This is a genomic window from Snodgrassella alvi (assembly GCF_002777745.1).
In the GTDB taxonomy this organism is placed as follows: domain Bacteria; phylum Pseudomonadota; class Gammaproteobacteria; order Burkholderiales; family Neisseriaceae; genus Snodgrassella; species Snodgrassella alvi_D.
Genome location: NZ_MEIO01000025.1, coordinates 49,171 through 61,289, shown reverse-complemented (window position 1 = coordinate 61,289; position 12,119 = coordinate 49,171). Strand labels below are relative to the sequence as shown.

Annotated in this window: 12 protein-coding genes and 2 pseudogenes; 11 read left to right on the top strand and 3 right to left on the bottom strand. The window is 37.9% G+C overall.

Annotated elements, in window-relative coordinates:
- Positions 1–11: 11 nt before the first annotated feature.
- From BHC51_RS01440 to BHC51_RS12375, 3 genes are all read right to left on the bottom strand, one after another.
- Entirely contained in the window at positions 12–440 is a 429-nt protein-coding gene (locus BHC51_RS01440) for a hypothetical protein (protein WP_180296399.1), read from the bottom strand.
- Positions 441–569: 129 nt separating this feature from the next.
- Positions 570–1,025, bottom strand: a complete 456-nt coding sequence (locus BHC51_RS01435) for a hypothetical protein (RefSeq protein ID WP_100098766.1) — start codon at positions 1,023–1,025, stop codon at positions 570–572.
- A gap of 187 nt (positions 1,026–1,212) precedes the next feature.
- Positions 1,213–1,656 carry a hypothetical protein gene (locus BHC51_RS12375; protein ID WP_143558727.1) on the bottom strand — a complete coding sequence of 148 codons (444 nt, stop codon included), beginning with the start codon at positions 1,654–1,656 and terminating at the stop codon, positions 1,213–1,215.
- 439 nt (positions 1,657–2,095) lie between these two features.
- Between BHC51_RS12375 and BHC51_RS12370 the strand changes: the two genes are divergently transcribed.
- The 11 genes and pseudogenes from BHC51_RS12370 (at position 2,096) to ilvD (ending at position 12,048) form a co-directional block, all read left to right on the top strand.
- Complete coding sequence (locus tag BHC51_RS12370) at positions 2,096–2,554, top strand: hypothetical protein (RefSeq protein ID WP_100098764.1); 459 nt, start codon at positions 2,096–2,098, stop codon at positions 2,552–2,554.
- 335 nt (positions 2,555–2,889) lie between these two features.
- Positions 2,890–3,972: pseudogene (gene ribBA, locus BHC51_RS01420) on the top strand (bifunctional 3,4-dihydroxy-2-butanone-4-phosphate synthase/GTP cyclohydrolase II); the annotation flags it as partial.
- Positions 3,973–4,126: 154 nt separating this feature from the next.
- Positions 4,127–5,023 (top strand): DMT family transporter, encoded by an 897-nt coding sequence (locus tag BHC51_RS01415; RefSeq protein ID WP_100098763.1) that lies wholly within the window; start codon positions 4,127–4,129, stop codon positions 5,021–5,023.
- A gap of 129 nt (positions 5,024–5,152) precedes the next feature.
- The gene (gene ribH / locus BHC51_RS01410) at positions 5,153–5,605 is read left to right on the top strand and encodes a 6,7-dimethyl-8-ribityllumazine synthase (RefSeq protein ID WP_100098762.1); all 453 of its coding nucleotides are present in this window, start codon (positions 5,153–5,155) and stop codon (positions 5,603–5,605) included.
- Between the two features lie 34 nt (positions 5,606–5,639).
- Positions 5,640–6,056: a transcription antitermination factor NusB gene (nusB, locus tag BHC51_RS01405; protein WP_100098915.1), complete on the top strand. Its 417-nt coding sequence runs from the start codon at positions 5,640–5,642 to the stop codon at positions 6,054–6,056.
- Positions 6,057–6,245: 189 nt separating this feature from the next.
- A complete protein-coding gene (locus BHC51_RS01400) occupies positions 6,246–6,878 on the top strand; it encodes an RDD family protein (RefSeq protein WP_100153147.1) in 633 nt (210 codons plus the stop codon).
- 410 nt (positions 6,879–7,288) lie between these two features.
- Complete coding sequence (locus BHC51_RS01395; protein WP_100098760.1) at positions 7,289–7,882, top strand: RDD family protein; 594 nt, start codon at positions 7,289–7,291, stop codon at positions 7,880–7,882.
- A 206-nt stretch (positions 7,883–8,088) separates the two neighbouring features.
- Positions 8,089–8,374 (top strand): annotated as a pseudogene (locus BHC51_RS01390) (dihydroxy-acid dehydratase domain-containing protein); the annotation flags it as partial.
- A gap of 443 nt (positions 8,375–8,817) precedes the next feature.
- A complete protein-coding gene (locus BHC51_RS01385) occupies positions 8,818–8,985 on the top strand; it encodes an RDD family protein (RefSeq protein WP_100153146.1) in 168 nt (55 codons plus the stop codon).
- A gap of 545 nt (positions 8,986–9,530) precedes the next feature.
- Positions 9,531–10,088 (top strand): RDD family protein, encoded by a 558-nt coding sequence (locus BHC51_RS01380; RefSeq protein ID WP_100123675.1) that lies wholly within the window; start codon positions 9,531–9,533, stop codon positions 10,086–10,088.
- 91 nt (positions 10,089–10,179) lie between these two features.
- Complete coding sequence (gene ilvD, locus BHC51_RS01375) at positions 10,180–12,048, top strand: dihydroxy-acid dehydratase (RefSeq protein WP_100135516.1); 1,869 nt, start codon at positions 10,180–10,182, stop codon at positions 12,046–12,048.
- The last annotated feature ends 71 nt before the right edge of the window (positions 12,049–12,119 follow it).

Genomic DNA, 12,119 nt, shown 5'->3' with positions numbered 1-12,119 from the left:
GGCAATTCGAACTAACTAAGCTTAATCTTCATTTTCAAAGCTGGCTTCGGTTTAGATTGTTCTGTCTGCCAGCCTTTCATATACCAATATACTAAATAACAAGCTAATATATCCAGAGGTAAAATTACAAATCCAGCTAAAATAATAAAACTGTACACAACATGAGGAATTGCACAACATGTTCCTATAACAACAATGCCTTTAACAAATAAATTTGGTTTAATATTAATTACCCACCCAATTATCATTAAAACAATAATGATTGAAGCAAGATATCCTGACCAACACCATAATAAACGGGAAATCTTTGTCTTATCAGAAATAAGATTCAACCCACTAAAATAGAAAACAATCCAAATCGGAGCAGCGGTGCTAACCATTGCGCTAATTGAAATAGCTAAACGAGAAAAAAATGTTGACGATATAAAGTATTTCATCATGCCTCCCATTATTTTCAATAGTTTATATTTTTCACATCAAGAAAATAATATTTTTATTTATTGAAATTCTGTATGTATATTTTAACTTACACTTTCAATAGTATTTTCATGCAAAGACAAACTAATTAACTACCTATCAAGATTGATTGCTTCACCAGGACTGTCCCCAAAATACCAGGTAGTCAGATGACAAGCTAACCAAGTTGCCGGCAAAATTAATAAACCAACTCCCATAAGCATACTGCCAATTGTCAGGCATACAAAAGCATTAGGTAAACCACAGCAACAACCAATAACAACAAGAACTTTTAGAAAGCGATTAGAAGAAATATTAAATACCCACCCAAACATCATGATTAATAATATTACTGTTGCAAAGAAAGCCATTACACCCAGTGTAAAATTAAAAATATCTCTACCATCCATGTATTCAGGCATCGGAAGAATGCGCAAAAAACGTAAAATTGGAAAAGCTTTTCCATCGCCTACAATCCCGATAAAGAAACATGGCGAACCGATAATCAAGGAACCTAGAGATATCAAAAAACGTTTTACAAATGTGGCACCGGTATATTCTTTTTCCATATTTATTCCAGTATCTATGTTAACTTAAAGAACCGTTTATCAAAGATAATACATAAACTAAACATAGCTTCAGATAACTTTTATATAAAATAATTCTAGTTACACCTCATACTATTAAAGACTTTTAGAATTTAAAAAAGTAATAACTTCAAATATAAGCTTTATCTGCATCAATTACAAAGTCTAATTAGCTTAACTTAATCTTCATTTTCAATGTAGGTTTAACTTTAGGTTGATATTTTGCTCCTCCTTTTAAATACCAGTAAACCAAATAACCAGCTAATATATACAAAGGCAAAATAAAAATACCAGCCATAAGAACAAAACTAATTATCACGTGAGGAATGGCACAAAATGTCGCGGTAACCACTATAGTGTTAATTACAGAATTTGATTTACAGTTCAAGATCCATCCAAGAATCATTAATATAAGCACAACCAAGATAAAACAGGCTGTGACGATTAAAACCAACATAATATAGTATTCATATTCTGTGGATTTATACCCACCAAATGGGATACAGAGGAAAATAAAATACAAACTAATCCAAAACGGTGCTACAGGAATAATTAACGCACCGAATGAAAAACCTAAACGAGAGAAAAAATCTTGTGATTTAAAATAACTCACATCACCCCATAAATTTTCAGTTATATACACAATTTTACATTGTATAACATATTATATTTATGTTAATTAAAATTATCAATATCAATTTTAGTATAATTTTATCATTAAAAAATTAATACTTCTAAACAGTAAAAATTAAACTTAAACAACCAAATAACAATTATATCAGACACATATTGCAAAAATTACCTTTTATCTATAGCGATATATATAGCAACATCAAACTGTCAGCAATTAACTGTGTACCATGATTTATAAGCATTTAGTTGTCTACCAAATTTATATTACTACATATAAAATATTAATTTTTGTAATTTTAAGAAAACTTAATTATAATAAAAAAAACTTGTGATATTAAACACAATGTTAAATCTTACTTTTTTGATTACTGAATCATCAGATTTTGATTAGATATATCTATAATTAAGAGAGAATAAGCATGGTAAAAGAATATACTGGCGCAGCATTCTTACGGCGCGTAATATGCTCTTTGTCCACTTTAATCATCAGTGCATGGCCTATGTTGCTGGCACTCTTTGCCGACGGCGGAAAAATGCCAATTTTAAAGCTGGTTAAAGTATTTACCGATAATATAACACTTAATATAAATGATATTATATTCATAATGGCTTTTTTTGCCATATTAATACTTTTAATTATGATAACAGGTTGGATTTTTAATATTTCATCTAATTTGTTTCTAAAAATACTGGTTATAATTGGCTGCATTTGCGGCATCCCCAATACAATCATATCCCTGATACTATTTATCGGCGGCGGCTTTCTGATATTACCAGCAGCAATTCTGGCAGTATATCTCACACATTGGTATCTTAAAGGCGGAGGAGATTATCCAATGCATCCAAAGCCACGCATTATCCTGAAAATAAAAGCCTGATATAAGTTGAATAGCTTTCCCTATCCAATTAATACATTTCTCACAACAAACCTAATTTAATAAACTGGCCACTACCTAGCTAATCTTGAGACAACTTCGCCTTATACCGTTCAACATATTAGATGAAGTTGATAACCCAATTTAATGATAGCTATGCTTAAAAGTTTCAGCACCCAAATCCATGGATTTCATTTCAATCCTATAAATAGTAAACAAAACAGAATGGTCTTATGGCAAGCATTGATAAAATACGAGGATAAAAATTAGCTACAGCCGCTAATCGAGAGTAAAATAGTCCTCATTTTGCCAAGAGATCGGTGTTTACTATCATGAGTATTGCCACTATTCCAGAAATCATTGCCGATATAAAAGCCGGCAAAATGGTTATTCTTACAGATGCGGAAAACCGTGAAAACGAAGGCGATTTAACTATGGCCGCACAGTTTGTCACACCAGAAGCAATAAATTTCATGATTAAACACGCCCGCGGACTGGTGTGTTTGCCTCTGGAAGAAGAGATTGTTGATCGGCTGCGTTTACCCCTGATGACTCAAAATAATGGCGCCCAGTATGGTACTAACTTTACTGTTTCCATTGAAGCCGCACAAGGAATAACTACTGGTATCTCCGCAGCAGACCGTGCCCATACCGTACAGGCAGCAGTTTCCCCTACTGCCAGAGCAGAAGATATCGTTCAGCCGGGTCATATTTTTCCCTTACGGGCACAAAAAGGCGGAGTTCTGGTACGTACTGGACATACAGAAGCAAGTGTTGACTTGGCCAAAATGGCTGGCTTAATTCCAGCGGCAGTTATCTGTGAAATTATTAATGATGATGGCACAATGGCTCGTATGCCTGAACTAATGGTTTTTGCAGAAAAACACAACATAAAAATCGGTACCATTGCCGATTTGATTGAATACCGCAGCCGTCATGAAAGCCTGATCGAAGAACTGGGTGTTAATAATATCCACACAACCTGGGGTGATTTCACCCAGCATGTATACGTAGATCAATTATCAGGTGAAACCCATCTGGCTCTGGTAAAAGGCAATCCGGCAAATGCTGAAGAAGTACTGGTACGGGTACATGAACCATTCAGTGCCATGGATTTTCTGCAACCAGACCAACTGCACACATGGCCATTACCTGAAGCCATGGCACGCATACAGCAAGCTGATGCCGGTGTTATCATTCTAATGCACCGCACCGAAACAGGCGCTACTCTGCTGGATCGCACCTTACCTAAAGGCGCCCATCAGGCTAGACAGTGGGATAGTAAAACCTATGGTATCGGAGCACAGATACTGGCTGGCCTGCAAGTAAAACGTATGCGAGTTATGGGCAAGCCCTCAGCCTTTACCGGCCTGAACGGATTTGGTCTTGAAGTAATCGGATTTGAAGAACCAACCCGATAATAATTATTTACTAAACAAGTATATATTTTAGTAGCACAATTGAAATACAATACGCCCCCCTCAGGCTGTCTGAATTATGCGATGTAACCGGATGGGAACATCAGATATTTTCCGACAGCCTATTGTAATGGCTGTTTTTCAAGGATAATATTTAATGCAACTGACCCCACAAAAATGGGCTGCTTCCGGTTTAACTTTTGGCTGCGTTGTTTTCGGGCTCGGCAGCTTGATTGTTAAATTTGTTTCCGTTGGTTCCTATGCCATTGCTTTATGGCGCGTATTGATTGGTGGTATCGTTTTCCTGTTACTTAGCCGACACTTTGGACAAAAATTACCTACAAGCGGTAAAGCACAGCGTTTCTGCATTCTTTCCGGTGTATTTTTAGGCTTTGATCTGGCATTCTGGCATGAAAGTATTCACGCTGTTGGTCCAGGAATTTCCACTCTTCTCAATAGCATGCAAATATTTTTCCTAGCTGCAATTGCCTGGTTTTTCTTTGGTGAGCGCCAAAGCAAATTACAATTATTCAGTATGTTATTGTCCATAATTGGCATTATACTGATAGCCCATCCAGAACTCAGACACAATACCTATGGTGGATATGGCATTTTTATTGGTCTGGTTTCCGGAGCAGCTCTGGCCTCCTCCATGGCCTGTATCCGGCAAGCACATCAGGCAGAACCGGTTGCTTTATTTCCGCTAATGCTACTGGTGAGCGTTGGTGGAGTTGGCGCCTTAATTGTGCCAAGTATATTAATTGATTCAAACCATTTCTGGCCTACCAATATGGCAGATGTACTTCTGATCATCATATATGGTGTGATTATGCAATGCTTTGCCTGGGGACTAATTGCTTATGCCGTGCCGCTGCTGTCGTTAACTTTAACCGGTCTGTTATTATTAAGTGAGCCGATTGCTGCAATTCTGATTGACTATTTTTTTCTCAATAAACCGATTAATACGGCGCAATGGACTGGCACAGTATTAACTTTGCTGGCAATATATCTGGGTTCAATTAAACCCAGGCGCGGCCAGAAAAAAACCGTTTAAACATTCCACGCTATCGACAAATTCGGTAAAATCAGACCACTAAACATTGGCGTTTGAATACCCAATATAAAAGCTTTTTTTATTTTATACACCAGCGCTAATGACATAACTGATGAAAAAGGAAATCAAATGAATACCATCACCCCGGAACACAATGGTTCTGGCCTGCGCATAGGCATCGTACAGGCACGTTTTACTAATCCGATTGGTGCTCAACTGGTTAAAGCCTGTACCGAACGTCTGGTTAAACTGGGGGTTAAGGATAGCGATATTACGCTGGCTACTGTGCCTGGTGCATTAGAAGTACCGCTGGTATTGCAAAGTATGGCTGGTAGCGGCAAATTTGACGCATTAGTGGCCATTGGTGTGGTTATCCGTGGTGAAACCTATCATTTCGAACTGGTATCAAATGAAGCGGCAGCTGGTGTATCCCGTATTAGCCTGGATCATCAGATACCAATTGCCAATGCCATCCTCACCACCGAAAACGATGCTCAGGCACTGGCACGTATGTATAACAAGGGCAGTGAAGCAGCGACTGTAGCAGTGGAAATGGCAAATCTGCTTAAAACCCAATATTGATTATTTACTAAACAAGGACATTGTATACATGTCAATGATTACCCCACGTCGCCGTGCTCGTCAATTTGCGGTGCAGGCGCTGTATCAGGCACAGCTGAATAAAGAAGAATCGGCAGCCATTATTGCACAGAATATTCGTGAAAATGAATATTTTGCTAAGGCTGACGGTGAGCTGTTTACTCAGATATTCTTTGGCGCTTATAACAATCAGCGCGACTACATGAGACGTATTCGTCCTCTACTCGACCGACATGAGGATGAACTGAATCCGGTAGAACGGGCAGTTTTGCTAATGGCCTGCCACGAACTATCAGCTATGCCGGAAACACCTCATCCGGTGATTATTAACGAAGCAATCGAAATCACTAAAACCTTCGGTGGTACAGACGGCTATAAATTTATCAATGGCATTCTGGATAAGCTCTCAGCAGAATTGCGTGCTTCCTCATAAAAAAACTGGCACCCCAGAAGTGAAGAAAGACAGACAGATTGACTAATCAATCTGTCTGTCTTTTATTAACCACAATCGAAATATACATTTTATTTCTATATATCATTTAATTAAAACCAACATTGCAGGATACTCATCATTTACTTACAATAAAACATCTTTTATTACATATATTATCAAAATACTGATATGCAAAAACAATACCGTATCAAACCAGACACATCATGTTCTGATCGATATATAGAATCTATGCCGGCGTTGGCTGATGGTAAACTGGAGCTGGCCACACCAGCCTATCGCCTGTGTGCAATAACCATCAATCAACTGTTCCAATATATTATTTTTTTGCCTATATCCATCTATTCACTATCAGCATTATTTGAAGCTATGGAGGAAGAGTATGATTCAGATGAGTTAACAGAGTTTTTTCTGGACTGGCTTACACTACCGCAAACGCTGACTATAATCTGTTTGACGATAATGGCACTGATTATTTTTACCGCATGGCAAATAAACTGGATGACTAAATATGGTCAGTCTATAGGTAAACGCATGCTAAATCTCAGGGTAATCAGAACCAATGGTGATAATCCTGGCTTTGTACGCAATGTGATTTTGCGCGAAATCGTATATCAGTTAATAGTAGTAATAATAGGCTCTTTGACTTTAGGTATTGGTTATTTTGTCTTTATGTTTTTTCCAGCTATGGTATTTATTACTAAGTGGCAACGACGAACATTACCGGATTTTCTGGCTGATACAATAGTTGTCAGAGATAAAATTTCAGAGAAGCCCATTAAGGTCAGAATCCCCAGACGTTAATCAGATATTCTGATTGTAGATGTTACAGTATTGTTATTAAATCTATATGGGATATTTAATACTCACTGTGGATAGTAAATCCATTGTTCAGACAAGCAATCATTTAATCGTTCAACAGAAAACCGGTTAATTTGAGCAATATAAAGTTGTTATTGCTATTCATCAAGCACCACCAACCAATAATTGTAACGTAAGTATTCATACTCTATTGAAAAACTGAGAAGAGTATAAAAATAGGAGCTAAATATTGATCACAAAAAAATTATAGAATTTACGAGCAGGATTCCTTAAAATATTTAACAGTATTTTTTATATTTTTATGCATACCAATTGAAGCAGAAGGAATAATTACTGTAACAATTAAAGTTATTTATGTAATTTTCATCAATTAATTTTTAGAAAAATCAATTATGTCTAATATCGAAGAAAAATTTTCAACAAATAATCATCAATATGACCATATAACAGATAGGGAAATGGAAGTTGAACTTGCCAGCCCCTGGAACAGAATTAGCGCATATATTATTAACAGTTTATTGTTAACTTTAGCTGCCCTTATTGGCGTTATACTCTCTCTTATTCTTGTTAAAATTGTCTTACGATCTGAGTCTGAATATATTGTAATTTTAAGTTTAATAATATGCATTTCTATATCTCTATTAATCTATGCTATCTTTCAATTTATACAAATGAGCAAAACCGGACAATCTTTTGGTAAACGTCTGATGGGTATTAAAGTTATTGGCATTGACGGACAAAATCCGGGTTTTGTTGGTACTGTACTGCTACGTGAAGGTATCTTTAATATAATTGCCGAAATTATCTCAGTTACGTTTGTAGCTATATTTGTTAACTTATTTAACTTTCCCGAGATAGCCACTGAATTGCTATTTGCTTATTTGCTTCCGTTTATTTGCCTGATTATGCTTTTCCGAAAAAGCACAAATCAACGTACTCTTCAGGATTATTTAGCCAGAACAATAGTTATAAAAGCTGAAAAATAGCCATGTAGACGATGCATATCATGCATATACTATTTCGAAAAAATAAATCTAGGCTTACACTGGAAATTTGTTGGCAGAATTACTGTAATTAAAAATCGGTCTTGAGTTTACAAATATCAATGGCGTGCATATGCTGGTGCGCGTACACTATGCAGCGTAACTGGCTTTGTCGATTAAGATTCTGCCTACTCATGTAATTTATTACAGAACTGTTTCTCCAAACCAAATGGCATATTATTGAATTAGCAAAACACTATTACGAGCAGGATGATAGCAGTGTTCTTTCCCGCAGCATGGCTACCAAGGCAGCTTTCAATAATGCCATGAGTCTGGATATTGCTATGGGCAGTTCTACCAATACGGTATCACACCTGCTCACCGCAGCTATTGAAGCCGGGTTAATTTCAAAATGACCATATCGAACAGTTAAGCCGGCATGTACGCTGTCTGTATAAAGCTGCACCGGCTACACAGAAATATCATATGGAAGATGGGCAATATCCATACAGAATTAGGAAAGTTAGATAAATCAAATTATTATAGAATTTAGTAACAGAACTAACAGTTAACTTAAAAGCAAAATACACAAAATCTGACATAGGTTCAATGATGGTAAACACACAACAACATTCAGACTCAAATAATAATCAATCCAAGTTGTTTATGACTGAATCCCGTGAATCAGTTGCAGTTGAATTGGCTTCCCCGTGGAGGAGAATTGCAGCCTGCTTAATTAATAATGCAATATATTATTCTATTATTTTTATAGGTCTGCGCATTTATAACGCAACATTTGATTTTGAATCTGGGGCCTTAGGATAAAATATTGTGCAACCTTTTGAGTTATGGTTTCTTTCTGACTTTCGGCCTACTGAACCAGCCTCATCTTTTTTTGGATTGCTGTTTGTTTTTGAAATACACATGATCTATCAAGTATATTTTTATATATTATTTTATCAGTAGCCATTTTTGCACTTTGGCAAACTATACAGATGTGTATTACAGGACAATCTATTGGTAAACGATTGATGAAAATCAAAGTCATCAAGACCACAGGACAAAATTCTGGGTTTGCTAGGACGGTACTGATGCGTGAGATTTAATATTCTCGTAGGGTTAGCATTATTATTTATATTCACACCAACAAGGATCAGCTTTATACTATCCTCATTTAATACGCAATTTGCTTTGATTATAATTATATATTTACGTAAACTTATATTCTCATTTATTTGTTTAGTCATGCTATTTTTCAAAAAGACTAATCGCCTTACTTTACAGGATTATCTTGCCAACACAATTGGCATCAAAGTATAACACCATAGTGACATAAATGTTCATCGCTACCAATACACCAATTATCATCATTAATCAGTTAAGTTAAATACAAAGCTGCTAAATGGCACCTGCAAAAGATTTTATAGATTGAATAATTATTTTAATGATTTCTAATTAAGTAGAAATTTATAATGACATTTGCATTATTATTTATATAGACAGCATATGTGCCCATTCAGTTAATGATTTATACCCTAGCAATTTAACTACAATTCGACATATCAAATATAAAATATTATTTCTTCGGCAAAAACAAATCTATATAATATAAATTAACATATCTTATATTTCCTTATAGATAAACCAATACATGACTGATTATCTTTCCTCCTCATCCTATAGCAGCTTAGCAGATGATTATGAAGTTGAACTGGCTTCACCTTGGATGCGCATTGCTGCTGTTTTAATTAACTGGCTCATTTTTTATCTTGGTATGATTCTGGGCACACTTTTCTTTGGGCTTTTAGCCAAAATGTTGCACAGTGCCCTAGCCGGAAAAATATGTATAATATTGGCCACTTTAGTTCCGTTATTAATGTATTTTATTGGTCAGTGCATTATGATGAGCACGAGAGGTCAGTCCTTTGGTAAAAAACTGCTGGGGATAAAGGTTATCGGGATAGATGGTAGCAATCCTGGTTTTATAGGAACAGTTTTACTTCGTGAAATATTGCCTTTTATTGTATTAATCACAATTGATCTGTTATTGAATCTGATTTTTTATCAAAATATCTATACTGCACTAAAGAAACCTAATTTTATCTCGTTATTTTTTTATGCTATTTGTCTGTTTATGTTATTTCGCACCACTACCTATTGGCGCACATTGGAAGACTATCTGGCTAAAACTATTGTAATTAAAATTTAAACCTGAGTTTACAAATATCAACTGCCTGCGTAGTATGCAGGCAGTTGTTGTTTTAATATCTACAGATAAAAAACATTACAAGGGAATGATAATGCCACAATACCGTTCACAAATTTCTACACACGGGCGCAATATGGCTGGCGCGCGTGCATTATGGCGCGCAACTGGTGTTGCCGATGAGGATTTTGGCAAACCTATTATTGCCATTGCCAATTCATTCACTCAATTTGTTCCCGGCCATGTGCATTTACATAATATTGGTCAGCTGGTAGCACAAGAAATTGAGCGTTCCGGAGGGATTGCGAAAGAATTCAATACGATTGCTGTAGATGATGGCATTGCTATGGGTCATGAGGGAATGCTGTACAGCCTACCTTCACGTGATTTGATTGCTGATAGTGTTGAATATATGGTTAATGCCCACTGTGCTGACGCGCTAGTGTGTATATCCAACTGTGACAAAATTACACCAGGAATGCTGATGGCGTCGATGCGCCTAAACATTCCAACCATATTTGTATCCGGTGGTCCAATGGAGGCCGGCAAAATCATCGCTACAACTAATGGACAGCAACAAATACGCAAGCTGGATTTGATTGATGCCATGATTGAAGCCGGCAACGATAACATCAGCGATGAAACTGTAGCCAGTGTAGAACGCAGCGCCTGCCCTACCTGTGGTTCTTGCTCAGGCATGTTTACTGCCAATTCAATGAATTGCCTGACTGAAGCACTGGGTTTGTCTTTACCTGGTAATGGTTCTTTGCTGGCCACCCATGCTTTACGTAAAGAGCTGTTTCTCGAAGCAGGCCGGCGTATTGTTGAATTAGCCAGACGCTATTATGAGCAGGATGACAGCAGTGTTCTTCCTCGCAGCATTGCCACCAAGGCAGCTTTCAATAATGCCATGAGTCTGGATATTGCTATGGGCGGTTCTACTAATACAGTATTGCATCTGCTCGCCGCTGCAACCGAAGCTGGGGTTAATTTCAAAATGGCTGATATTGACCAGTTAAGCCGGCATGTACCCTGTCTGTGTAAAGTTGCACCAGCTACGCAGAAATATCATATGGAAGATGTACATCGTGCCGGCGGAGTAATGGCCATTCTGTCCCAGCTCAATCGTGCCGGCCTGCTGGATACCAGCGTGCATACTGTCCACATGCCTACGCTGGCAGATGCGATTGCACACTGGGACGTAAGCAGTCCGGCCAATACAGAGGCAAAACAACGTTATCAGGCTGCGCCGGGTGGTGTACGTTCAACCGAAGCTTTCTCGCAAAACTGTATGTGGCCTTCGCTTGATCTGGATCGCGCAAATGGCTGTATCCGTGATAAAGAGCACGCCTATTCACAAGATGGCGGTCTGGCGGTTTTATTTGGCAATCTGGCTGAACGTGGCTGTGTGGTGAAAACCGCCGGTGTAGACGACAGTATTCTTAAATTTAGCGGTCGTGCCCGCGTATTTGAAAGTCAGGATGAGGCGGTTGAAGCCATTCTAGGCAATCAGATTGTGGCTGGTGATGTGGTTATTATCCGTTATGAAGGCCCTAAAGGCGGCCCCGGTATGCAGGAAATGCTTTATCCAACCAGCTATCTGAAATCCAAAGGCTTAGGTAAAGCCTGTGCACTGCTCACCGATGGCCGTTTTTCCGGTGGCACATCCGGCTTGTCGATTGGCCACGCTTCGCCAGAGGCGGCGGAAGGTGGCAATATTGGTCTGGTGCATGAAGGAGATATAATTGAAATCGATATTCCTGCACGCCGGATTCATCTGGCTGTATCCGATGCTGAACTACAACAACGCCGTACAGAAATGGAAAGCCGTGGCGCCCGTGCATGGAAACCTGTGAAACGCCAGCGCCATGTTTCCATTGCTTTACGTGCCTATGCCGCAATGACAACCAGTGCCGATACTGGTGCAGTACGTGATGTAACACAAGTCGAAAGACAGGATTAATTGCTTCTGAAAAGCCCCACCCGTTTTGCTGCGGAAAAAAATTACCGGTTAGCAGAACGGGTTTATTTTTG